Origin of the sequence: Streptomyces sp. NPDC051315, assembly GCF_044455165.1 — a bacterium.
Classification (GTDB): domain Bacteria; phylum Actinomycetota; class Actinomycetes; order Streptomycetales; family Streptomycetaceae; genus Streptomyces.
In genome coordinates, this window is record NZ_JBITEN010000025.1 from 20,286 (window position 1) to 43,303 (window position 23,018).

Here is a 23,018-nt window from a genome sequence, read left to right on the forward strand (position 1 = left end):
GCGAAGCGTTCCCGCTCGGCTCCGGTGAGTCGGACGCCGTGCGTAGGTCACGCCCCCTCAGCCCGGCTGGCCGTGGGACTTCGCCTCGAGGGCCGCGCGAAGGGTGGCCAGGGTTGAGGAGATGCGGGTCAGGTCGTCGGGGGGAACCGCCGCCGTCAGCGAGATGAGTTCGCTTTCGACAATGGGGCGGGAAGCGGCCAACTGCTTCTTGCCCTCGGATGTGAGGCGGAGGACGGACGAGCGGCGGTCCTGGGGGTGCGCGACCCGCAGGCACCAGCCCGCAGCCACCAGCCGATCGACCGCCTTGCTGACGGCCCCCACGGTGATCGCCAGTTCACCGACGATGTCGAGCACACGGCACCCCGGCACGCGGTCGATGATCTCCAGAAACTCGAACTGTCCCAGTCCCAGCCCTTGTTCGGCGCGCAGCCGGGCGCTCACCGCATTGTAGAGCCGGGTCTCGACGCGGACGAGGTCGGCAAAGATCGGGGTGACGTGCCTCACAGCAACCTCCAGTAGATTCCTGGGAATCATCTTCCTTGGAATCCGGTTGGGCTCGGACAGATGGATTCCAAGGAATCCATCCTTGCACCCCGACCCATGGAGGCCCCACATGTCCCGACAGCAGCGCGACGCCCTGGACGCCCTGCTCCGTTCCGCCCCTCGCAGTGAGACGCGGCCCCCTGTCGAGGAGCAGCGCAGCGATTTCACGGCGGCCGTCACCCGCCCCGCGCCGGAGGGCGTGGCCGCCCGCAGGACAGTCCTGGGCGGGCGGCCGACCCTGGAGCTGGAGCCGGCCAACGCCTCCGGCCGCGGCCGACTGCTCTACCTTCACGGCGGCGGCTACGTCATCGGCTCCCCGGACACCCATGCGGGGCTGGTCGGTGAACTGGCCCGCCGCGCCGGGCTGCGCGCGATGTCGGTGGATTACCGGCTGGCGCCCGAGCACCCTTTCCCCGCGGCCGTCGACGACGGGCTCACGGCATATCGCGAGCTGCTGGCGGCGGGTACCGACCCACGGGACCTCGTCGTGGCCGGTGACTCCGCCGGTGGCGGCTTGAGCATCGCCACGCTGCTCGCGGCCCGGGAGGCCGGGCTGCCGCAACCAGCCGCCGTGGTCGTCTTCTCCCCCTGGGTCGACCTCACCCTCGCTGGAGGAAGCATCCGTTCCAAGGAGGGCGCCGACCCCATTTTCACCGAGGCCGACGTGCGCGCCTACGCCGATCTCTACGTCGGCGCGGGCGACCGGGCGCATCCCCTGGCCAGCCCGGTGTTCGCCGACCTCACCGGACTGCCCCCACTCCTCGTGCAGGTCGGGGCGAACGAGGTGCTGCTCGACGACGCGGTCCGGCTGGCCGGCCGAGCGGGCGCCGACGACGTCGAGGTCACGCTCGAAGTCGGGCCCGGCCTCCCCCACGTCTTCCAGCACCACTACGGCCGCCTCGACGAGGCGGACGCCGCGCTCGACCGCGCCGCCCGCTTCCTCACCACCCACCTCGGCGCCGGGCATCCGCGCGCCGACCACCTCGAACCGGCCCACTGACGCCGACCCCGGCGGCCCCCGCGTGATGTCCGCGACGCCCGCAGGGGCACCATCGCCGACAACACGTAGTTCGACCTCCTCGACACCCGGCACCGCAGGTGGGAGGAGTCCAGTACCTGGGAGTGGATGACGCAGCAGTCCAGAGGGCCCCACCGGGTGGGCCGCGGAGCCGAAGTGGGACGGTTCTCCGGACTCTCTGGGGTGTCTCATTCGGGTGTCCGACGGAGGGCTTCCCTGACTGTTTGGGTCGCGTATGGGCGGGCGGGTTCTCGTTCGGGGCTTGGGGCGCCCCAGGACGGGCCGGAAGCGGGCCTCCGGAACCCAGCCCGTTCACGGGTGTCGAGGAGGGGACTCCGGCTCCGTCCTCGGTATACCGGTGGGCAAGAGCCGCGCACCGCAGAGGGAGAACCGTCATGACGCTTCAGCGGATGGACAACGTCGGCATCGTCGTCGAAGACCTGGACGCCGCCGTCGCCTTCTTCGCCGAACTGGGCATGGAGGTCGAAGGCAAGGCGCAGATCGAGGGCCTCTTCGCGGACCAGGCCGTCGGACTCGACGGAGTCCGCAGCGACATCGCGATGATGCGGACCCCGGACGGCCACGGCAAGCTGGAGCTGGCGCAGTACCACACCCCCGCGGCGATCGGCGACGGATCGCACAACCCGCCGCCGAACACGCTGGGCCTGCACCGGGTCATGTTCGCCGTCGACGACATCGACGACACCATCGCCCGCCTGCGCCCCCACGGCGCCGAACTAATCGGCGAGGTAGCGCAGTACAAGGACATCTACCGCCTCTGCTATCTCCGCGGCCCCTCAGGCATCATCCTCGCCCTGGCCGAACAGAACAGCTAACGGCCCTTCGAGGCCGACCTGCGAGCGATCAGAACAATCCGCTGGATGGACGAGGAAGACGGGCGACGAACGCCCCTCTCGTCCATCTCCCGAGCAAGCCAGCACCCCCCCCCACAAGACGGGCCAGGCCCAACCCCAGAACTCCCCGCCCGGCTCGGTTCACGCGTCCAGGCCCGGGAGGCGCGGGCGTGGTGTGCGCGCACACGGCGCCCGGTGTGCGGGTCATGGGGCGGCGAGCACACCAGTGATCACCCGCAACTGGTCCACGAACAGGGAGGGTTGGGCTGCGGCGTCGGCCGCCTTCCTCCGGTGTGGCGCACTGGAGGCGCGATGAGGACGTCCGTCACTCCGCGGCATGACGCAACGGTGAGGACCACGCCTGTGCCCGGGTCAGGCCCAGCCGGATGAGGCCGGCGAGCCCTTGGTCGACCATGCCGGGCAACAGGGTGATGAGGAGGCCGGTCCGTCGAGCCAAGGTCGTACGGGGGTGGGCGGCGAAGCGCACAAGCGGAAGGACCCATCCGAGTGGTGCGGACGATCTTTCACTGCGTACTGTGAGGCATCGGATGGTGGGCAGCTCGCTCCAAGTCACCCTCGTGACTCCGCGCTTGACCGCTGGCGCTTGCCATGCACGAAAAACGCCTCTGCGGCGGGGGTGGTACGCCGCAGGACGACGACTCGTTCCCCGGCCTTGGCCGTGAGGTGGTTCGCGGCGCCGGAACTGGCCATGCGCGTGCCGCCGACGCCGCAGAGGCCAGAAAGTGAGCAGACAGATGCAACCGACGTTCGTACTGGTTCACGGGGCTTTCGCGAACTCCTTCTCCTTCGCGCCGCTCCAAGCCGAACTCGGCCTCCTCGGACACCGCTCCGTCGCCGTCGACCTTCCAGGGCACGGGTTCGCGGCGACGTACCCGCGCGCCTATCAGGCGCCGCAGGACCTCGAAGGGTTCGCCACCTCGCCCGGGGCCATCACGGGCGTCACACTCGCCGACAACGCCACGCACCTCATCGGGATACTGGAGCGAGCCAAGCGGAACGGGCCCGTCATCCTCGTCTCCCACAGCCGAGGCGGCCTGACGGCCACCGTTGCGGCCAATCAGCGGCCCGACCTGATCGACCGCATCGTCTATGTTTCCGCCTGGTGCCCCGTCGACCTCGACGTCAGCGCCTACTATGCCGAGCCCGAGATGGCCACGGTCGACGTCACAGGGCTGGCCTCCGCGATGGTCGGAAATCCTGCCGAGCTCGGGCTGCTGCGCTCCAACTTCCGCACCGCCGACCCTGGCGTCCTCGCGGCCTTCAAGGCGGCTTTCCTCGCCGACGGCACGGACGAGGAGTTCATGGTCTTCCTCAACACCTTCCAGCCCGACGAGAACCTCGACGCCGGCACACTCGATGACCGGGCACAGGCCGACACCTGGGGGCGGATCCCCAAGACGTACGTACGGCTGGCCGAGGACACCAGCGTGCCACTCGCCATGCAGGACCGCATGATCCGCGAGGGCGACGCCTTGACGCCGGAGAACCCCTACGACGTCCGTACGCTCGCCAGCAGCCACCTGAAGTGGTTGGTCGACCCGGCACCGGCGGCCCAGGTTCTGGGTGAAATCGCCGCGCTCTTGCCGGCCGACCCATCATCAGCGATGAGGTGAGCGGCGGCGGTGACAGCGCCGCGGTAGACGTACCCTCGCTTGTCATTCGGGGGTGGCGACGGCTCTGAACTGCTCGGGCTTTCCGATGGCTCCCTCCACCGTTCTGCGACCCTTTACCGGTCCCTGTCGAAGCCCGGAGGCCGTCCGCCGCGTGAACCCCGGCACAGGGGGCGGCCTTGTGGTCCTGGTTCTCCGGGATGACGTGGCGGATGCCGCGCTTGCGGAGGCAGGTGCGGATGTGCGGTTGCTGTACGCCTTGTCCCGGCGCCCACGGACGCTGGCCAAGATCACGGTCGCCGGTCCCCCGTCCGCGCCCCGACGAAGTGGTCCTCACGCGAGAGCCGTCGCGCAGCGGGTGTGGCACTGATGGGCCGGTCGGCCCGCCCCAGGATCCAGGCATCGCGGTGGACAGGATCATGGTGCCGGGCTGCGACCGGTGCCGCCTGCTCCTCCGTTTCCGCCGTCTGTGCCCTCTGGTCGCGGGGGTGCGGCAGCCCGTAGCCGGTCGAGCCGGGCCACCACCGGACCCGACGTGACACCATGCAGCACGACCGAGGCCAGCACGGTGAACGTCACCACCGCCCACAGCTCCCGCTCCGGCACCGGGAAGTCGTGCTCTCCCAGCGCGTAGGCGAGGTAGTACAGCGAACCGATGCCCCGTATGCCGTAGCACGCGACCACCCATCGCTCCCGGCCGCGCAGGCGGCCCCCGAGGAGCCCGACCCAGCCGGACAGCGGCCGGATCACCAGCAGAAGCACCAGCGCGACGACGGCACCCTGCCAGGTCAGGGAGGCGAGGCCGCCCAGCGCGATGAAGGCGCCCAGCAGAAACAGCACCGCCGCGGTGAACAGGCGCTCGATCTGCTCCACGAAGTCGTGGAGGATGTTGTGGAAGCCGTGGGCGCGCTCGGCCGCCCGGATCGTGCACGCGGTGGTGAACACGGCGAGGAAGCCGTAGCCGCCCACCAGCTCGGTCACCCCGTAGGACAGGAAGGTGGCGCCCAGCGCGACGAAGCCCTCACGATGTTCGGACAGCCGCAGGACCGGCGAGCGGGGGCGGAAGAACAGCCAGCCCAGCAGTCGGCCGACCAGCAGGCCGCTCAGCACACCTACGGTGCACTTGTACGCGACGTCCTCCGCCACCCACGCGCCCACCCAGTCGGCCGACCAGCCGCTACCCGCGGCAGCAGCCAGGGCCACAGCCGCGTACGTCAAGGGGAACGCGAGCCCGTCGTTGAGGCCCGCCTCGCTGGTGAGGGAGAAACGCACCTCGTCCTCGTCGTGCTCGTCCTCAGTGGGCTCACCCACCCGCACCTCCGAGGCGAGCACCGGATCGGTCGGCGCGAGGACGGCCGCCAGCAGGAGCGCGGCGGCCGGCGGCCAGTCCAGCAGCCACCACGCCACAAGGGCGGTGCCCATGACGGTCAAGAGCATCGTGACACCGAGCAATCGCCACGTGGAGGCCCACCGACGCCGGCCGACGGGCCGATTGAGCGCCAGTCCGGCGCCCATCAGCGCGATGAGCACGCCGATCTCCGTGACGTGTTCCGTCAGCAGCCGGTCATCCACCGGATCGATGACAGGCAGCGGCAGGGGCAGCAGGTACACGCCGATGCCACCCACCAGGAACACCAGGGGCAGCGACAGTGGTCGCCCGGCCACCACTCGGGGCAGCACTGCTGCGAGCAGCGCTCCCACTCCCAACCACGCGAACACCGCATCGGCGATCGTCACTGCGCTGCGCCCGTCCTTCCACCATGTCACCCGGTGGCCCCGCGCGCGCCGCACGAAACCCCAGCCAACTATCACTGAAGATCACGTGCCCGCATGAAACCGACGCAACCTTGGCCCCGGCTCGCATACGCCGTGCTTCAGCAGCACAGCACTACGAGACGGACTCGGCCCGGAGAAGGGCGGTTCCTCGGCGACTCGACTCGCGATCCGGGCCTTCAGCACCGGGCCCGGCGTGACCGACCGGCGACCTGAGCTCCCGGTACGCCATGAGAGCAGCAGAGGCCGCGGCAGACCTTCCTCTGGTGTGTGGGGTGATGGGGGCTGCGGCCGTGGGGGCCCTACGGCGTGGTGCGGGGCCCACACAGAGGGTGCAGGTCAGGCGTCGCCGTTGAGCATGGCGGCGGTCAGGACGTTGCCGGCGACACCCCAGCCGCCGTCGGGGACCTCGTCGATCAGCACGACGGTGGTGGGACGGGCCCGTTCACCGTAGATCTCCGCGTACAGGTCGGTGGTGCGCTTGACGATCTTCTCCTTGTCCTCGGCGGTGATGGTGCCTGCGGGGACCTTGAAGTTGGCGAAAGGCATGGGGGTGTCTCCTCGAGTGTGTTCTTCCGTGAGTGGAAGTCTGGGTACGGGAGGGGTGTGGCCATGGGGGCCGTTTGGCCGCTGGTGCCGGCGTGGTCAGAGGCTGGCGTGGGGGGTCAGCAATTCGTCGATGCCGACGCGGTGGAAGAACTCGGCCCTGATCCGGTCGTGCACGACCGATACCACCTCGCTGCCGTCGCGGCTGGGGTCGACGTGGGTGCGGAAGGGGCGTTCGCCGTGGGGCAGGCCGATGACGCGGATGATGTCGCCGGCTACCTCCGCTGCTTCATGTCCGGGCGGGAGGATGCTGCTCAAACCCTTGGTCATGGTGTCTCTGAGCCGGTCGTAAGGTGCGTCGTACTCCGCGACTCGTAGGGTGTCGGCGGGTGCGCCGGCGTGAGCGAAGTGGTGGGTGCCGCTCGGGTAGGCGCCGGGGACGACGATGGTTGTCTCGATGCCGAACTTGACCAGTTCGGCGGCGTAGCTCTCGGCGAGGGCGTCCAACGCGGCCTTGGCTGTGATCGGCCTCGGCCAGGGCCCGTGCGGTGAGGTTTCCGAAGCCGCTGGAGGCTCCGGTGACCACCACGACGTTCGGCTGGGTACTCACACCATGCCCCCGTTGGCCCGCAGGACCTGCCCGTTCACCCAGTGCCCTGCCGGGCTGGTGAGGAAGGCGACCACCTGGGCGATGTCCTGCGGGGTGCCCAGTCGCTCCAGTGGCGGGGTCTTGGCGAGCTGGTCGATCTGCTCAGGCGTCTTGCCTTCGAGGAACAGGTCCGTGGCCGTGGGACCGGGGGCGACGGTGTTCACGGTGACGTCCCGCCCGCGCAGCTCGCGAGCCAGGATCAACGTGATCGACTCGATGGCGGCCTTGCTGGCAGCGTACGCACCGTAGGCGGGGAACTGGGTGCCGACCACGGAGGTCGAGAACCCCACGAACGACCCGCCCGCGCGCAGTCGCCGGGCGGCCTGCTGGGCGACGACGAAGGTGCCGCGGATGTTGGTGCGGTGCACGGCGTCGAGCAGCGCGAGGTCGAGGTCGGCGATGGGCGACAGAGCGAGTCGGCCGGCGCAGTTCACCACGACGTCCACGCCGCCGAACTCCTGCTCCGCCCGGTCGAACAAGGCGGTGACCGCGTGCTCGTCCGCCACGTCCGCCTGCACGGAGATGGCCCGCCCGCCGGCGGCGGTGACCGCCGCCACCGTCTCCTCGGCGGCAGCCGCGTCGCGGGCGTAGTTCACCACCACGGCAAGGCCGTCCTGGGCGAGCTGGAGGGAGACCGCCCGGCCGATGCCGCGTGATCCGCCGGTGACCACGGCAACCCGCGCGGCCGCCGGAGGAGGAGTGGTTGTGGGGTGGTTCGTGTTCATGCCCTCCACGATGCGCGGCACGCGCTGGCGGAACCAGGGGACGTCATCCCCTGTGTCGGTGGCCCGGCCGGACGCACAATGGCAGGCATGGGTTCCGCGAAATACACCGAGCTGGGAGCTTTCCTGCGCTCCCGGCGTGCCCGCATCCGCCCGGCCGACGTGGGACTCCCCCACGGCCCCCGCCGCCGGGTGCCCGGGTTGCGCCGCGATGAGGTCGCCCAGCTCGCCGGCGCATCGGTGGACTACTACAACGAACTCGAACGCGGCGCCGGGTCCCAGCCCTCCGAGCAGATGATCGCCGCGCTGGCGAGGGCTCTGCGCCTGAGCGCCGATGAGCGCGACTACCTCTACCGCCTGGCCGACCGCCCGGTGCCCGCACACGGCGGAGCCGCCTCGCACGTCCACCCCGGCATGCTCGACCTGCTCACCCGTCTGACCTCGACACCCGCGCAGGTCATCACCGACCTGCACGTCACCCTCGTGCAGAACCCGCTGGCGGTGGCGCTGCTCGGGGACCACTCCGGCCTCCGCGGCGCTCGGGCCAGCTTCGTCCACCGGTGGTTCACCGACCCCGATGCCCGGCAGCTGTATCCCGAAGCCGATCACGAGCACCAGTCCCGGGCGTTCGTCGCGGACCTGCGGGCAGCCGCCGCAAGACGAGACGCCAAAGACACCGAAGCCAGCTCGATGATCGCCTCGCTGCTCGACACCTCCCCCGAATTCGCTGCCCTGTGGGCCGACCACGAAGTGGCGTTCCGGCGCGACGACCGCAAACGCCTCAACCACCCCAGACTGGGTCTGATCGAGGTCAACTGCCTCAACCTGTTCAGCGAGGACGGCCGGCAGCGGCTGCTCTGGTTCACCCCCGCGGTCGGCACCGACAGCGCCGAGCTCCTCGACCTGCTCGCCGTCCTCGGCACCCAGGAAGTCACCGGCCGACACGCTGACAGCGCTCCTCACCGCAGCGTCGGCTACTGATTCTGGTGCTGTTCGTCACGCCGGGGGGACGGCGGGCGGCATGACTTCGTCACCGGTACAGATGGCACTCGCCCCGGTTCTCGGCCACGCCGAGCGCCTCGCCCAGGACGGCATCGCCGCCTGGACCGGATGCACCGCACCAACATCCGCGGCACCTCGGTTCGTGCACTTCTGCATGCCGACGTCGCGACCTGACCCAGCTCCTCCAGGGCATCACCCAGCAGAAGCACGTACCGGGCCCCGCCGCGGCGAAGCCGTCCGGCAACGGAGCCATCGAGATCAGCGAGTAGGCCAGAGCCCCGGGTGGGTGGGGCGTGAAGACCGGCTTCCTGGGCCTGGGCGGGTGCACCTTCGCGTTGACGGTCGAACTGGATGGTCGTGACGGCGGCCGGGGGCCTCCCTGGCCCCCTCGGTCCCCGCCGCTGTCAGGCCCGCGCCGTTCGTGCGTTACCGGTCAGACATCGAAGAGGGCTTCCTCTTGTGGCGGGACCGGCGGGTCCAGGACGTCGCGGAGGCGAGTGATGCCTTGGCGCCATTTCGGACCGTCCGGCGTATCGCCCCACAGCTCGGCAAGTTCAGACGGTTCAGAGACGACCTGGTCCAGAGCATCGACTGAGAGCCTTCGGAGGGTTGAGGGGAGCGCTGGTATCGGTTCCGCGGGACCATAGACCGAACACGTCGGCTCGCCATCAGGATGCTGTGCGGCGACCAGGGCCGCTGCAGCCACAGCTCGCTCGGCGTCGGGGGCGTCCAGTTCGCGGGCAGGGTTGACGGCGCGTTCGAGCACGCTGCGGATCATGGACTCTCGTTCCTCCATGGCTGCGTCGTCCAGGTCTCCCCCGAAGTCAGCAGCCGTGTCGTTGTCGAAGGGGCCGATGTCCCAGGTGCCCATGCTGATCTCCCTCCATGGCTTTGCCGGGATCCTCCCATCAGGCACCGACAACACGATTACGGGGCGAGCAGGACCCGTTTGCGTCCTCGGACCTGGCGCATCGGCCCCGGACTCCGACGGGTCGCGTCGGTGACGCCACCCCCCGGTGGCGAAGGGTGCCTACGGTGAGCTGCGGAGTGGCGGATAGCGTGCGGGCATGGCGATGACGGGGAAGCGACGGGTCCTGTACCGGCAGGGCAGCGGATTCTGGCGGATGACGGCGAAGTGGGTTGTGGTCTTCGGTGCCCTGTACCTGCTGGACGGCGGGCTGCTCCGGTCGTGGGGTGACGCTGTGGCCTGGCCGATGATCGGGATCCTGCTGTGGGTGCCGTTCGGGATCGGCGTCGTCTGGTACCCGAAGAAGGACCAGCGCGTCGAGCTGACGGCGCGTGAACTGCGGGTGCGGCGCAAGCGGCTGCCGATGGAGTCGGTGAACCTGCTGCACGTGGCGCGGCTGTGGCTGGAGGGGCGGTCGACCGCGGATGCCCAGCCGGTGCTGGAATGGAAACGGTTCGACCGGGTGGTGTGGGTGCCGCTGCGGGACGGCCGAGCGTTCGGCGTGGAGTTCCGCGACCCGGCCGCGTTCGCCAAGGTCTTCGGCGCCTTCGCGGTCGCGGCGTGCGGCGGGCCCGACATCGTCCGCGCGAGGGCCGCAGCGGAGACCTACCCGGATCCGCTCCCGACGCGGTCCCGCCCCGCCGACGATGCAGGCTCCGGGCTGGACCTCCTGGACATCTTCAACTGACAGCCGGAAACGCCGGCACGGGGCAGACAGCGCTCCGTCAGGGACACGGGGAACTGCACAGGTGATCGTGACCGCGTGGATCATCCCGGCGTCGCCGGCTGCGCGACCGGTGCGGGGTGGCGGAGCGAGCGGTTCACCGGCCGGGGCTGCCGGCACGTCCCGGACCGGGAGAAGCCCGCGGAGTCCGGGAACCGGCACTCACCGAAACCGGCCCGGCCATCACCACACCGGCGGTACGACCGAACACGCCGTACTTCCGCACCTCTTGGGCCTTTTCCGATACGGAGGCCGACCTGGCCTGGTGTAATCAGCGGCGGACGATCGAGGATCAAGGGGGCCATATGCAGGCCAAGGAGACGTTGTTCGCCGACCTCGTGCAGGGCCGGGCGCAGCAGTTCCAAGTGCCGCTCTACCAGCGGACGTACTCCTGGACCGAGAAGCACCTCAAGCAGTTGTGGAGCGACATCCTCGAACAGGCCGAGCTGCTCGAGTCGGCGGAGGAGAAGGCGAGCACGCACTTCCTCGGTTCGGTCGTGCTCGCACCGTCGCCGCAGAACGAGGCGACGTTCCCCCGCTGGCTCGTCGTCGACGGCCAGCAGCGGCTGACCACGCTGTCCCTGGCCCTGGCCGCCATCCGCGATCACGTCGCGGACGCCGAGCCGGACGAGGCCGAGCGCATCAACGAGGAATACCTGATCAACAAGCGGAAGAACGGCAACGACCACCTCCGCCTGCTGCCGACGCAGGCGGACCGGCCGCAGTTCGCCGCCCACATCCGCGGCTCCCTCACCGACCAGGGCACCGGCAGCGGCGTCGCCACCGCCTACGCCTTCTTCCGCAAGAAGCTCGTCGAGGCGGACGATCCGGCGGCCCCGCAGGACGTGTTCCGCATCGAGCAGGCGATCACCTCCCGGCTCACGCTGGTAGCGGTGACCGCCGAGCGCGGCGACAACGTGCACCGCATCTTCGAGTCGCTCAACAACACCGGACTCAAGCTGAGCCAGGCCGACCTGCTGCGCAACTACCTCTTCATGCGGCTTCCGACGCGCGGCGAGCACGTCTACGAGACCTATTGGCTCCCCCTGCAGGACAGTCTGAGCAACGACGAGCTGGAACAGCTCATGTGGCTGCAACTGGTGCTCGACGGGGACGACCGGGTCCGCCGTCAGGACCTGTACGCCGCCCAGCAGAAGCGCTTCGAGGAGAGGAGGACGGGCGAGGCGGAGATCGAGGACTACATCCGGGAACTGCACCGCCGGGGCGCCTGCTTCCGCCGGCTGCTGCACCCCGAGGAGGAACCCGATCCCGCGGTCCGGGCCGCGCTCCGCCGCCTGGACGCGTGGCAGGCGGCCGTCACCTACCCCGCCCTGATGCTGCTGTTCGACCGGCGCGAGCGCGGGGAGCTGGACTCCTCCGAGACCGCCCGCGCCCTGGCGTACATCGAGAGCTTCCTCGTCCGCCGGATGATCTGCCGGGTCCCGACCAACAACCTCAACCGGGTTTTCCAGGCCGTGCCCGGACAGCTCCCGCTCGACGTGCCCGTCACCGAGGGGCTGCACCGGCTCCTCTCCTCCGAGAACCGCTTCTGGCCCGACGACGCCGAACTGCGCGAGAAGATCAGGACGGCGCCGTTCTACCAGTACGGCCGGTGGCAGCAGCGCAAACTGGTGCTGCAACGGCTGGAGGAGAGCTACGGGCATCCCGAACCGGTCGACTTCGCCGCCGCGCAGCTCACCGTCGAGCACGTCATGCCGCAGTCGCCCGGCGACGAGTGGCTGCGCGCGCTGAGCGAGGAGGCCGACGAGGACGAGACCGCGGAGGAACTGCACGCCCGGTTCCAGCACACCCTCGGCAACCTGACGCTCACCGCGGTCAACGCGGAGCTGTCCAACCACCCCTTCGAGCGCAAACAGGACCTGCTGCGGGGCAGCCACCTGGAGATGAACCGCCGCATCGCCGCCACCGAGCGCTGGGGCGTGCGCGAGATCCTGGCCCGCGCCGACGAACTCGCCGACCGCGCCATCGCGTTGTGGCCGGCCCCGCTGCGCGGAGTCGGCCGCGCGGAGCGCAACCGCGACTGGCAGCTCGCCCACCAGGTCCTCGCCGCACTCCCCCACGGGACCTGGACCTCCTACGGCGACCTCGCCGCGTTCCTCGGCTCCGGCGCCCAGGCCGTGGGCAACCACCTGGCCAACACCCCCGGAGTGGCCAACGCCTACCGCGTCCTCACCTCCGCGGGCAAGGTCTCCGACGGCTTCCGGTGGGCGACGCCCCAGGAGGCGGGAAGCGACGACGTCCGCGCCCGGCTGGCCGCCGACGGCGTCCGGTTCACGGCCACCGGAGCCGCCGACCCGGCCCAGCGGCTCACTGTCGACGACCTCGCCGCGCTGCTCGCCGGCACGGACGACGACCGGACGGACGGCGAGGACACCGCTCAGGACGGAACCGCGGAAGCAGCGGGCGAGGAGACCCGCGCCGAACGGTTCTTCCGCCAGCTCGCCGCGGACGACTCCCCCGAGACGGTGCAAGCGATCCGCGCGCTCTTCGCCCACTGGGAGGCACTGGGCGGCTGGATCGGCCACGGCGCGGGACACGTCACCACGAGCGCGTACCTCATGCTCGGCGAGACGGGCGGCCCAGGCCGCGGCATCTGGCCGATGACGCTCTACCCCGGCGCCGGACGCGGGGGCACGGCGGAGGTGGTGTTCCAGTACATGGCCGCGCGGGCGCCGTTCACCGACCGCGCGCTGCGCGCCGAACTCCTCACGCGCCTCAACGCGTTGGACGGTGTCGACCTCCCGGAGGGCAAGCTGGAACTGCGCCCCAACATCCGGCTGTCCCTGCTGGAGAACGACCGCAACCGGGAGCTGCTCACCGAGACCCTGACGTGGTTCCGGGACCGCTGGGAGGGCCGGGGCACGTCCTGAGGGCTGCCCGCCGGGCACACGTCGCCCACGCCGTCTCTCCGCCCGACGGGGACGGCTCGCAGCCCCAGGCGTCCGCGAGCGAGCCGACGAGGAGCGAGCCCCGCCCGGACTCGCTCTCGGCACCAGCGGCCGGAGTCGGCACGGGCAGACGTTCGTCTGCGCGTCGGTGACCTCGATCGCAGGGTATTGGGGCGTGCGTTCCTGCCCCGCACCCGGCCGTGCAGGGCCGCGTTCGCGATCAGTTCGGCCATGTCGATCTCGGACAGTCGGTGGCTTCTCCGGGGGGTGCGGCGTGCCCGCCGCCCTCACAGGCGGCGGGCACACGTCGCGCCACCATTCGGCGACCTCGGTCTTGTCCTTCGGGACGTGCTGCGCCTTCGCGGCTGCTTCCAGGGACGGGTAAGGGCTGAGAGCCGGTTCCCGGTTGAATCCGTTGATCGTGCCGTCCAGGAGGTTGGAGTCCTGCACCAAGGCAGCGAGGGTGAGCTTGAAGCCCTCGTCGGCGTGGTTCACCGCCTGCACGGCCACGTTGAGTTGCGCGGTCCACTCGGCCGCTGCCTTGCGGGCACTCTCCTGGTAACCGGGGTCATGGACGTAGGCCTGGTACTCACCGGGCTGGAGCTGGGAAGCGCCGATGGCGACGACACCGCGCTCGGACACCCGCATGCCGGCCCGTACGGCGCCCGCGGGGTCAGGCGGCTGACCACTGATGTGCTCGACCTCCACGCCACTCGACCCATTCCGGATCATCCATGACGCGCTCGGAGTCGCCCACGCCCGCTGCTTCGAGGAAGACGATCAGATCGTGATCGGAGTATGCCGTGCCGAGGATCTCGTCGTGGCCGTGCACGTGGGCGGTGACGCGCCGGCCCCCGGACGGAGACGGTCGGTGCACAACGATCGGAGCAGTGGCCACCTCTCCAGCCTGCTCCCCTGCTCGAGCCCGAGCCACCCAGAGGACACAGCGGCGCCCCTCCACGGCCGCTGCAAGCGTCGGCCAGAGCCCGCCTGAGACGATCAGATGCGGCCATGCCGCCTCGATGGGCGACCAGCAAGTACCACTGGCGGAACGGGCCTGCCGGCGAGAGGAGCGCCGTGCGGCCGAGCCGAGGCGAGCCGACCGCTGACGCTTCGCGCCGTCGCATGGCTCATGCGGAGCACATCGGAGCTCGAGCCCCTGGTCCCGACCGGCTACGACCGCGATCCAGGTGTGGGGCTCATACGGCAGACAGCAGTCCGCCGGGCGGGACGCCCTGTCGGAACAGCGTCCTACGAGCGCCAGGACAGTCCCTGCCCGCCCTGGGAAGTGAGGAGTGCGTGCCTACCGCCCACCACCCCGCGAAACCGCTTGTCAGCGTTGCTCGCGGCCGCGCGACTAGTTCGGCGCGTGCACCTTCGAAGACGGGCTGGGCCCCTTCACTCCCCGAAACATGGGGGGGGTGAACATCCACACCGGAGCAAATGCACCATTTGCCCGATTATCCTGGTCCCGTGGAGCCGTATCCAACTCCTTCGGGCAGCGATCACGGTGACCGGGCGCCACCGGTTGCCGGGGTCCGCCCTGAAATCCTTGCCTCCTGGCAGCGCTCGCAGTCGCTCGGCATTGACCGCGAGCGGCCGGTCCTGCCGATCGAGAGTGACCTGGATCCCGACTCCCGGCTCGTCAGGGCTGCCACGCCGGTGCTGGACCGCCTGTGGGAACGCTTCTCGGGCGTACCGGTGACCGTGGCGCTGGCCGACTCGCGGGCGAACATCCTGGAGCGGTGGGGCGCCCCGGTGGGGCTGAAGCTCATGGACGCCGCCTCCCTGGTGCCGGGCGCCAACGTCGACGAGCGGTTCATGGGGACCAGCAGTGTCAGCATGGTGCTGAGCACCAGGGCGCCGTTCGTGGTCGTCGGCCACGAACACTTCCTGCACGACCTCAAGGAGCTGACCTGCATGGCCGCGCCGGTGCGCGACCCGGTGGGCGGCACTGTGCGCGGCGCGGTCAACCTCTCCGTGCCCCGGGCGCTGGCCGACCCCGGCATGGCGCTGGCCCTGCAGGACGCCACCGAACGCATCGGGGAACGCCTGCTGGAGCTGAGCACGGCCCGCGAGCGCGACCTCATGCGCTCCTTCCGCCGCGCCAGGGAGCGCGGTGGGCACGTCGAGCTGGAGCTCGGCTCCGGAGAGCTGTCCCGGCTCGGCGAACCGCCGCCCCGGCTGGCCCCGCAGGAGCGGCTGATACTGCTGGAGCGGGCCGTCGAGCTGATCTCCTCGACCGGTGAGGCGTTCGCCGAGGTGCCCCTTGCGGGCAGTCGCACGGCGATCCTGCGCCGCCGGGAGCTGCACCACGGCGACGCGGAGGGGGCGGCCGTCGAGGTCAGCTTCGAGGACACCCGCGGTGCGGGTACACGAGGCGCGGCCACCGTGACCGCCCCCGACGGTCGTCATGTGCCGCTCCTGGACCGGCCCACCGAGGCGGCGGGGGCGAATGCCACCGACGCGGCGGCGAATGCCACCGACGCGGGGGCGAATGCCACCGACGCGGCGGCGAATGCCACCGACGCGGCGGCGCAACCGCACGCCGCCGGACCGACCGACGCGTGGCTGCTGCTGGTCGGCGAGCCTGGCGTCGGCCGGCTCGCTGCCGAGGCACGCGGGCGGCTGTCCCTGCTGAACGAGGCAGGCCTCCGGCTCGGCACCACTCTGGACCTGGGGCGTACCGCCGAGGAACTGGCGGAGATCGCCGTACCCCGCTTCGCCGACCTGGTCGTCGTCGACCTGGTCGACAGCGTCCTGGCGGGCGAAGAGCCACCGCCGGGACGACCGCCCCACGACGTGGCGCTGCGCCGGGTGGCCGCCTGGGCCGGCGAGGACTCCCGCGACACCTGGGACGGCGGCGTGAACGAGCCGGCCGGCTATCCCGCCGGTACACCCCAGGCGCGGTGCCTGGCCACCGGGCAGCCGGTCACGGACTCGGTGTCGACCGCCGCCCTGGCCGGGCACCCGGCCGACCGGGTGCACCCCGTCGACCTGCTCGGCGAGGGCGTGCACTCCTACCTGGGCGCTCCGCTGTCCGCGCGGGGCTCCGTCCTGGGCCTGGCGGGGTTCTACCGCCGCGGCAGGACGAGGCCGTACGAGCAGGACGACCTGACGCTGGCGGGCGAGCTGGCGGCCCGTGCCGCGATCAGCATGGACAACGCCCGACGCTACCGCCGGGAGCATCACGCCTCCCTCACCCTCCAACGCAGCCTGCTGCCCCACGTCCTGCCGCGGCTGACCACCGTCGACCTCGCCTCCCGCTATCTGCCCGCGGACGCCACGGCAGGTGTGGGCGGGGACTGGTTCGACGCGATCCCGCTGTCCGGCATGCGCGTGGCGCTGGTCGTCGGCGACGTGCCCGGAAACGGTCTGCAGGCGGCGGCGACCATGGGCCGGCTGCGTACGGCGGTGCGGACGCTGGCCGGACTGGACCTGCTGCCCGAGGAGGTACTGGCCCACCTGGACGACCTGGTCAGCCGCACCCCCGACGAATCGGCCGACGATGAGGACCCCGCGACCGGGACGACCTGCCTGTACGCGATATACGACCCGGTGTCCTGCCGCTGCACGGCCGCGCGGGCCGGTCATCCGCCGCCCGCTCTGCTGACGCCGGGCGGGCAGCCGCAGCTGATCGACCTCCCGGCCGGTCCGCCTCTCGGTCTCGGCGGAATCCAGCCGTACGAGTCCGCTTCCGTCGAGCTGCCCGCGGGCAGCCTGCTGACGATGTACACCGACGGCCTGCTCAAGGAGAGCCGCGGCTACGAGGACACCGACGCGCGCACCGGGCAACTGCTGGACTCGCTGAAGCTCGCCGGTCCGGAGCTGGAGGACATCTGCGACCGGGTCGCGGACACCCTCCCGCCCGGTGGCCCGCACGACGACGTGGCACTCCTGCTGGCCCGTGTGCACGCGCTGCCCGAGGACCGGGTGGCGTACTGGGAGTTCCCGTCCGACTCCTCTGTCGTGGCGCGGGCCAGGGCGCTGACCCGGGCCCAGCTCGCCGACTGGGGCATGTCCGAGCTGGATTTCAACACCGGGCTGGTGGTCAGCGAACTGGTCACCAACGCCGTGCGGTACGGCGGGCGGGGACCGGTGGGCCTGCGGTTGCTGCGCGACGACTCACTGATCTGCGAGGTCTCCGACTGCAGCAACACCTCTCCGCGCATCCGACGGGCGGCCACGACCGAGGAGGGCGGGCGCGGTCTGTTCCTCGTGGCGCAGTTCACCAGGAGCTGGGGTGCCCGCTACATGCCTCAGGGCAAAACGGTGTGGGCCGAGCAGACTCCGCAGCCGGAGCAGGCTGCGCCCGAGACGGACGAGCAGGCGCTGCTGGCCATGTTCGACGACCCCGGCTGACCCGCCGGCCGGCACCACGGCCGAAGCACGGTCGCGCAGACCATGAGCCGTGGGGAGGGCCCCCGGGCGAGGGGCCGCGGCCCCCTGGCAGCCCTCCGAGACCGGGAACCCGTCGCCGTGCAGGGCGCGCCGCGCCATCGGTGCGGTGGCCTCTGGCCGGGGCGGACGCAGCCGCACCACGGCTTCCGGCGACCTACGTGCGGCGTGTTCGAGCCCCGTGGTGCCCACAGCGGACGGCGACGGCCGCGATGTCGTCATCGAGCCTTCCGCCGCTGTAGCGGAGCAGGTCCCGGTGAAGCCGGTCCAGCAGCTCACGGGGCGCCGCCGGGCCGAGCTCCCGCATCCACTCCGGCAGCGGGAAGAACGCACCGGTACGGTCCCGGGTCTCCGTCACACCGTCGGTGTAGAGCAGCATCTGGTCGCCCGAGGTGAAGTCGATGCTGTCGACGGTGTAGTCGTCTCCGAGGAGTGCCGCGAGGTTGAGGGGCGGCGAGGGGGCGGTGGGCTCGAGGACGCGGATCTCCCCGCTCTGCACCAGGAGGGGCGGGGGGTGCCCACAGTTGAGGATTCTCACGTGCCCACCGCCGTACTGGATCTCGGCGATCAGAGCGGTGGCGAAGTGCTCAGGCTGGTCCGGGTCGAGGATCGCGACGCTGTAACGGCCCAGGCTGGTCTCCAGGCGACGGATGATGCCCCTCAGGTCGGGCTGGTCGTACGCGTTCTCCCTGAAGCAGTTGATCACCGCCGAGGCAGCCCCCACCGCCGACAACCCCTTACCGCGCACGTCACCGATGAGCAGCCGGACCCCGTACGGCGTGTCGGCCACCTCGTAGAAGTCGCCTCCGATCCGGGCCTGCTCCTGGGCCGCCAGATACAGCGACTCGATCTCGACGTTCTGGACCCGGCGCGGCAGCGGGCGCAGCAGCACCTTCTGAGCGGCGTCCGCGACGAGCCGGATCTGGAAGAGTGCCTCCTCTCTCTGGAGGCGGAGATGGCTGGTATAGGCGGCCGCCAAAGTGACCGCGGCGATCGCACCCGCCGTGTAGGGCGTTCCCAGATCGGAGTAGACGAAGCTGAGCCCGATCATGACCAGCAGGCAGAACGCCCCCAGCAGGATCGTCGGGACCACGGGCCACATCGCGGCGGCGAGGGCGGGTGCGGCGGGCAGGAGACGGCTGAAGGCGATCTCCCTGGGAGTGGCGAAGGCCAGGCCGGAGATGAGGACGGTAAGGATCACGGGCGACAGCACTACGGTCTCGCGTCGGCCACCGTAGGGAAGGCGGTGCCGCCGAGACCGCACTGTCCTGATCACATAAGTATCTTATCGGTGCAGAACGGACTTCGTTTTGTGAGAGTGCGTGCGCCCAAGCGCGCCGACCAGCCGCTGGACCGGGCGGTGCGTCTCATGCGCGGCGGCTTCCGGCGTTCGCGCGGGACTCCGTACGAAGCCGTCCCCGCGCATCCGCCCGGCGCTTCCGGACCACGCGAAGAGCCACAGCAGCGCGGGTACGCGCTGTGCTGGTCGTGGACAAGGCGAGGCGACGAAAGCCCCCGGTGGGCCGCGACGCGGCAGCCGCGCGACGGACTTGATCAGTGTCGGCTGCCCCACAGGGGTGCTATCAAGGGTGTATGGAGGTATTTTCCGGGCGCCCTCGGAGCCCGGAACGTCATCCGCCCGTCGGACCGTCACGCGCACGTCACGCTTCCCTGCTGAACCTGCGCAGTGCGGCCGGTCAGGTGTTCCTTCTCCAGGTCGTCATCGTGGTCCTGCTGGTCGCGGCCGCGGTGGTGGGCATGATGCTCCAGGCGGAGCGTGACGCTCTGCAGCAGGGGCGGCGGGAGTCGGTCGTCGCCGCCCAGTCGTTCGCGAGTGCCCCTGGCACGGCCGCGGCGCTGCAGGGCCCGGACCCGTCAGCGGTGCTCCAGCCGCGGGCCGAGGAGGCGCGCAAGCGTGCGGGCGTGGATTTCGTCGTCGCCATGAGCACGACGGGGATTCGTTATACGTACCCGTATCCGCAGGAGATCGGGAAGAAGTTCGTCGGCACCATCGAACCGGCGCTGCAGGGCCGTACCGTCGTCGAGGAGGCCGGCGGGCCGCCCCTGCCCGTGGGCAAGGGGACGAACGTGCAGGCGGTGGTCCCGGTGACCGACTCGCGGGGCGAGGTGGTCGGCCTGGTCTCCGCCGGAATCACGGTCAAGAACCTGTCGGCACTGTGGCTGCCGCAGCTGCCGATCATCCTGGGCAGCGGCGCGGCCGCGCTCGCACTGGCCATGACGGGAACGACGCTGGTGTCCCGGCGGCTGCGGCGGCAGACGCACGGCTTGGCCCCGGTGGAGCTGGCCCAGCTGTACGAGCACCACGACGCGGTCCTGCACGCGGTGCGGGAAGGAGTGCTGATCACCAGCGCCGACGGGCGGCTGCTGCTGGCCAACGACGAGGCGAGGCGGCTGCTCGGACTGCCGGAGCACATGCACGGGCGCCCGGTGCGGGAGCTGGAACTGCCGGAGCCGGTCATGCGCCTGCTGTCGTCACCGGATGCCGTCTCCGACGAGGTGCATCTCGCGGGGGACCGGTTGCTGGCGGTGAACAAGCGGCCGACGTACCCGCACGCCGACCGGGGAGGCAGCGTGGTGACCCTTCGGGACACGACGGAGCTGGCGGCGGTCTCGGGGCGGGCCGAGATCGCGCGGGAGCGGCTGAAGCTGCTGTACGAGGCGGGGATGGGGATCGGAACGACGCTGGATGTGGGGCGTACGGCCCAGGAGCTGGCCGACGTGGCGGCGCCGCAGTTCGCCGACCTCGTGACGGTGGATCTGCTCGACGCGGTGCTGCGGGGGTGGGAGCCGACGGCGGAGGGCTGGCGGCATCTGCGCCGGGCGGCGATCGGCGGCGACCACCGGACGATGCCTATGTATCCACTGGGGGAAGTGATCACGTTCTCGGCCCGCACCCCGCAGATGCAGACGCTGCGGGAGGGGCGGGGCATGCTGGAGGCGGACCTGTCGCAGGCACACGGCTGGCGGGAACAGGATCCGGAGCGTGCCCGGAAGGCCCTGGAGGGCGGGCTGCGGTCACTGGTGACCGTGCCGCTGCGGGCGCGGAACGTAGCGCTGGGCGTGGCGAACTTCTACCGGACGGTGGAGTCCCCCGCGTTCGAGCCGGAGGACCTCGCCTTCGCGGAGGAACTGGCCGTACGGGCGGCGGTGGCCATCGACAACGCCCGCAGGTTCACCCGGGAGCACGCGATGGCGGTGACACTGCAGCGCAGCCTGCTGCCGCGGGGGCAGCCGGAGCAGGACGCACTGGAGGTGGCCTGGCGGTATCTGCCCGCGGAGGCGGGGGTGGGCGGGGACTGGTTCGACGTCATCCCGCTTCCAGGGGCTCGCGTGGCCCTGGTGATGGGTGACGTCGTCGGGCATGGCCTGCACGCGGCGGCGACGATGGGCCGGCTGCGCACCGCGGTGCACAATTTCTCCACCCTGGACCTGCCCGTGGACGAGGTGCTCGGGAACCTGGACGACCTGGTCGTCCGTATGGACAACGAGGAGAGCATGGGCGACGCCGCGCAGGACCACGAGGGCGCGGGCGTCACGGGAGCGACCTGTCTCTACGCCGTCTACGACCCGGTGGTGGGGGTCTGCACGATGGCCCGTGCGGGACATCCGGAACCGTTGGTGGTGCGCCCGGACGGGACGGTCACCTGTCCCGGGGTGCCCGCCTCGGCGCCCCTCGGCCTGGGCGGCTACCCCTTCGAGACCGCCGAGTTCGCCTTGCCGGAGGGTTCACAACTGGTGCTGTACACCGACGGCCTGGTGGAGGACCGCACCCACGACATCGACTTGGGGATGGAGAGGTTGCGCCGGGCCTTGGGCGGTTCCGGGAGCAGCACGCCGGAGGAGACGTGTCAGGCGGTGATCGACGCGCTGCAGCCGTCGCACTCCTCCGACGACATCGCGCTGCTGACCGCACGTACCCGCATGTTCCCACCCTCGCGCGTTGCCGAGTGGGACGTGCCGCCGGACCCGGCGCTGGTTCCCTCGGTGCGGGCTCGCTGCAGGGAGACGTTGCTCCGGTGGGGGCTGGAGGACTCCGGATTCGCCACGGAACTGATCGTCAGCGAGCTGATCACGAACGCGATCCGGTACGGCACGCCACCCGTCGGCGTGCGGTTGCTGCACGGACGCTCCCTGATCTGCGAGGTGTCGGACGGCAGCGGCACCTCGCCGCGCCTGCGGCGGGCGGCGACCACGGACGAGGGCGGACGGGGGCTGTTCCTGGTGGCGCAGTTCGCCCAGCGATGGGGGACGCGGTACACGACCCGCGGCAAGGTCATCTGGGCGGAACAGGTTCTGCCCGACGGCACTTCCGCCGCCTCGCACCTCGCACCGGTCGACTTCCTCCTCGACCAGTTCGATCTCGACCAGTTCGACGATCCCGGCCAGTGAGCCGAGGCGAACCCCCGAGCGCCGCGGCCCGGAATGCGTGTCATGCGTTCCACCCGCCCAGTCGGGTGAGTCCTCCGTGAAACGCTTCCATCCCGTCGTCCGCACGACTGCTACGCCGCAGCGGCAGATCAGCACACCGACTGCGCTGGCCGGAACGATCCTCCTGGCCTTCTTCCCCGCGCCCAACGCTCTGGCTCGCGGCTCCGTCAACACGGCGAACGTCAGCGACTCCTTCCACCGGGGATTCGTCGCCCACTGGACCTGGCCGCCTGAGTCATCGCCGTCGTACTCCTCGGGCACCTCGGCGAAGCCATCCAGGACCCGGAAGCACGGCTGGGTGCGCACGGGACGTGTGGCCCGCGTATGGGCCGCACGTCACCGTTCCAGGTGGCGGGGGTGGGTCCGCGGTCCTGAACGCACTCGCTCCGGTGCCCCGTCATGGGTGAAGGCCGGACCGGGAACGCCGACGCCGGGACAGGGTGCCTCTGCGTCGATGCAGCCGGCCGGAGCGGTGACTCTCACCGCGACGAGTCGGCAGCTTCCGTCCATGTCGTGCGTCCTCCGCGCCGACCAGCCGGCATACGCCCTGACCACCGACTCCATCGAGTCGACCCTCTCCACGGTGAGACTCCGTACGAAGGTCACGCGCGGCGCGGGCAGCCCCCGCCGCACTGGCGCTGGTGTTCCAGCTTGTCGAGTCCGCCCAGGCCCGCGGGCGCGTTGTGACCGCACCCCACCTCGTCGCCCTCGTCCGGGCCGGCGCCCGCTTCGAGTACGGTCGCCTCGTCGAACGCCCCGCGGAACCCGCCGCAGCGTGACACACCTCGACCGACCTTCGATTCATGGCAGTTGCTCATGGAACCGGCGCCGGT

General features: G+C 70.8%; 15 protein-coding genes and 2 pseudogenes. 9 read left to right on the forward strand and 8 right to left on the reverse strand.

Annotation, left to right across the window (positions count from 1 at the left end; genetic code table 11):
• Positions 1 to 57: 57 nt before the first annotated feature.
• On the reverse strand, positions 58 to 504 hold the full coding sequence (locus ACIBBD_RS34345; RefSeq protein ID WP_399423503.1) for a MarR family winged helix-turn-helix transcriptional regulator: 447 nt from the start codon (positions 502 to 504) through the stop codon (positions 58 to 60).
• Between the two features lie 109 nt (positions 505 to 613).
• Here ACIBBD_RS34345 and ACIBBD_RS34350 point away from each other — a divergent pair, with 109 nt between their 5' ends.
• The 3 genes from ACIBBD_RS34350 (at position 614) to ACIBBD_RS34360 (ending at position 4,049) form a co-directional block, all read left to right on the forward strand.
• Entirely contained in the window at positions 614 to 1,543 is a 930-nt protein-coding gene (locus ACIBBD_RS34350; protein WP_399423504.1) for an alpha/beta hydrolase, read from the forward strand.
• Positions 1,544 to 1,956: 413 nt separating this feature from the next.
• On the forward strand, positions 1,957 to 2,397 hold the full coding sequence (locus tag ACIBBD_RS34355; protein WP_399423505.1) for a VOC family protein: 441 nt from the start codon (positions 1,957 to 1,959) through the stop codon (positions 2,395 to 2,397).
• A 773-nt stretch (positions 2,398 to 3,170) separates the two neighbouring features.
• A complete protein-coding gene (locus ACIBBD_RS34360) occupies positions 3,171 to 4,049 on the forward strand; it encodes an alpha/beta fold hydrolase (RefSeq protein WP_399423506.1) in 879 nt (292 codons plus the stop codon).
• 414 nt (positions 4,050 to 4,463) lie between these two features.
• Here ACIBBD_RS34360 and ACIBBD_RS34365 read toward each other — a convergent pair whose 3' ends face one another.
• The 4 genes and pseudogenes from ACIBBD_RS34365 to ACIBBD_RS34380 form a co-directional block, all read right to left on the reverse strand.
• The gene (locus ACIBBD_RS34365) at positions 4,464 to 5,783 is read right to left on the reverse strand and encodes a cation:proton antiporter (protein ID WP_399423507.1); all 1,320 of its coding nucleotides are present in this window, start codon (positions 5,781 to 5,783) and stop codon (positions 4,464 to 4,466) included.
• A 375-nt stretch (positions 5,784 to 6,158) separates the two neighbouring features.
• A complete protein-coding gene (locus ACIBBD_RS34370) occupies positions 6,159 to 6,368 on the reverse strand; it encodes a 4-oxalocrotonate tautomerase family protein (protein WP_399423508.1) in 210 nt (69 codons plus the stop codon).
• 96 nt (positions 6,369 to 6,464) lie between these two features.
• Positions 6,465 to 6,887, reverse strand: a pseudogene (locus tag ACIBBD_RS34375) (oxidoreductase); the annotation flags it as partial.
• 84 nt (positions 6,888 to 6,971) lie between these two features.
• Complete coding sequence (locus ACIBBD_RS34380; RefSeq protein WP_399423509.1) at positions 6,972 to 7,739, reverse strand: SDR family oxidoreductase; 768 nt, start codon at positions 7,737 to 7,739, stop codon at positions 6,972 to 6,974.
• 78 nt (positions 7,740 to 7,817) lie between these two features.
• Between ACIBBD_RS34380 and ACIBBD_RS34385 the strand changes: the two genes are divergently transcribed.
• A complete protein-coding gene (locus ACIBBD_RS34385) occupies positions 7,818 to 8,717 on the forward strand; it encodes a helix-turn-helix transcriptional regulator (protein WP_399423510.1) in 900 nt (299 codons plus the stop codon).
• Positions 8,718 to 9,171: 454 nt separating this feature from the next.
• On the opposite strand, the gene ACIBBD_RS34390 is transcribed toward ACIBBD_RS34385, so the two are convergent.
• Positions 9,172 to 9,609: a DUF4259 domain-containing protein gene (locus ACIBBD_RS34390; protein ID WP_399423511.1), complete on the reverse strand. Its 438-nt coding sequence runs from the start codon at positions 9,607 to 9,609 to the stop codon at positions 9,172 to 9,174.
• A 196-nt stretch (positions 9,610 to 9,805) separates the two neighbouring features.
• On the opposite strand from ACIBBD_RS34390, the gene ACIBBD_RS34395 reads away from it, so the two are divergent.
• Together ACIBBD_RS34395 and ACIBBD_RS34400 are read left to right on the forward strand one after the other, a co-directional pair.
• Positions 9,806 to 10,393, forward strand: coding sequence for a hypothetical protein (locus ACIBBD_RS34395; RefSeq protein WP_399423512.1), 588 nt, complete (start codon positions 9,806 to 9,808; stop codon positions 10,391 to 10,393).
• Between the two features lie 341 nt (positions 10,394 to 10,734).
• The gene (locus tag ACIBBD_RS34400; protein ID WP_399423513.1) at positions 10,735 to 13,320 is read left to right on the forward strand and encodes a DUF262 domain-containing protein; all 2,586 of its coding nucleotides are present in this window, start codon (positions 10,735 to 10,737) and stop codon (positions 13,318 to 13,320) included.
• Positions 13,321 to 14,011: 691 nt separating this feature from the next.
• Here ACIBBD_RS34400 and ACIBBD_RS34405 read toward each other — a convergent pair.
• Positions 14,012 to 14,236: a hypothetical protein gene (locus ACIBBD_RS34405; protein WP_399423514.1), complete on the reverse strand. Its 225-nt coding sequence runs from the start codon at positions 14,234 to 14,236 to the stop codon at positions 14,012 to 14,014.
• Positions 14,237 to 14,811: 575 nt separating this feature from the next.
• Here ACIBBD_RS34405 and ACIBBD_RS34410 point away from each other — a divergent pair.
• Entirely contained in the window at positions 14,812 to 17,700 is a 2,889-nt protein-coding gene (locus ACIBBD_RS34410; protein WP_399423515.1) for a SpoIIE family protein phosphatase, read from the forward strand.
• Positions 17,701 to 17,893: 193 nt separating this feature from the next.
• On the opposite strand, the gene ACIBBD_RS34415 is transcribed toward ACIBBD_RS34410, so the two are convergent.
• Complete coding sequence (locus ACIBBD_RS34415; RefSeq protein ID WP_399423516.1) at positions 17,894 to 18,937, reverse strand: PP2C family protein-serine/threonine phosphatase; 1,044 nt, start codon at positions 18,935 to 18,937, stop codon at positions 17,894 to 17,896.
• 392 nt (positions 18,938 to 19,329) lie between these two features.
• Between ACIBBD_RS34415 and ACIBBD_RS34420 the strand changes: the two genes are divergently transcribed.
• The gene (locus ACIBBD_RS34420; protein ID WP_399423517.1) at positions 19,330 to 22,146 is read left to right on the forward strand and encodes a SpoIIE family protein phosphatase; all 2,817 of its coding nucleotides are present in this window, start codon (positions 19,330 to 19,332) and stop codon (positions 22,144 to 22,146) included.
• A 589-nt stretch (positions 22,147 to 22,735) separates the two neighbouring features.
• Positions 22,736 to 22,964 (forward strand): annotated as a pseudogene (locus ACIBBD_RS34425) (IS256 family transposase); the annotation flags it as partial.
• Positions 22,965 to 23,018: the final 54 nt, after the last annotated feature.

What these genes read in the sequence shown, in the direction of transcription:
- ACIBBD_RS34420 (WP_399423517.1), top strand. Translation starts at nt 19,330, where the DNA reads ATGGAGGTATTTTCCGGGCGCCCTCGGAGCCCGGAACGTCATCCGCCC.
- ACIBBD_RS34400 (WP_399423513.1), top strand. Translation starts at nt 10,735, where the DNA reads ATGCAGGCCAAGGAGACGTTGTTCGCCGACCTCGTGCAGGGCCGGGCG.
- ACIBBD_RS34390 (WP_399423511.1), bottom strand. Translation starts at nt 9,609, where the DNA reads ATGGGCACCTGGGACATCGGCCCCTTCGACAACGACACGGCTGCTGAC.
- ACIBBD_RS34395 (WP_399423512.1), top strand. Translation starts at nt 9,806, where the DNA reads ATGGCGATGACGGGGAAGCGACGGGTCCTGTACCGGCAGGGCAGCGGA.
- ACIBBD_RS34385 (WP_399423510.1), top strand. Translation starts at nt 7,818, where the DNA reads ATGGCAGGCATGGGTTCCGCGAAATACACCGAGCTGGGAGCTTTCCTG.
- ACIBBD_RS34360 (WP_399423506.1), top strand. Translation starts at nt 3,171, where the DNA reads ATGCAACCGACGTTCGTACTGGTTCACGGGGCTTTCGCGAACTCCTTC.
- ACIBBD_RS34350 (WP_399423504.1), top strand. Translation starts at nt 614, where the DNA reads ATGTCCCGACAGCAGCGCGACGCCCTGGACGCCCTGCTCCGTTCCGCC.
- ACIBBD_RS34355 (WP_399423505.1), top strand. Translation starts at nt 1,957, where the DNA reads ATGACGCTTCAGCGGATGGACAACGTCGGCATCGTCGTCGAAGACCTG.
- ACIBBD_RS34370 (WP_399423508.1), bottom strand. Translation starts at nt 6,368, where the DNA reads ATGCCTTTCGCCAACTTCAAGGTCCCCGCAGGCACCATCACCGCCGAG.
- ACIBBD_RS34380 (WP_399423509.1), bottom strand. Translation starts at nt 7,739, where the DNA reads ATGAACACGAACCACCCCACAACCACTCCTCCTCCGGCGGCCGCGCGG.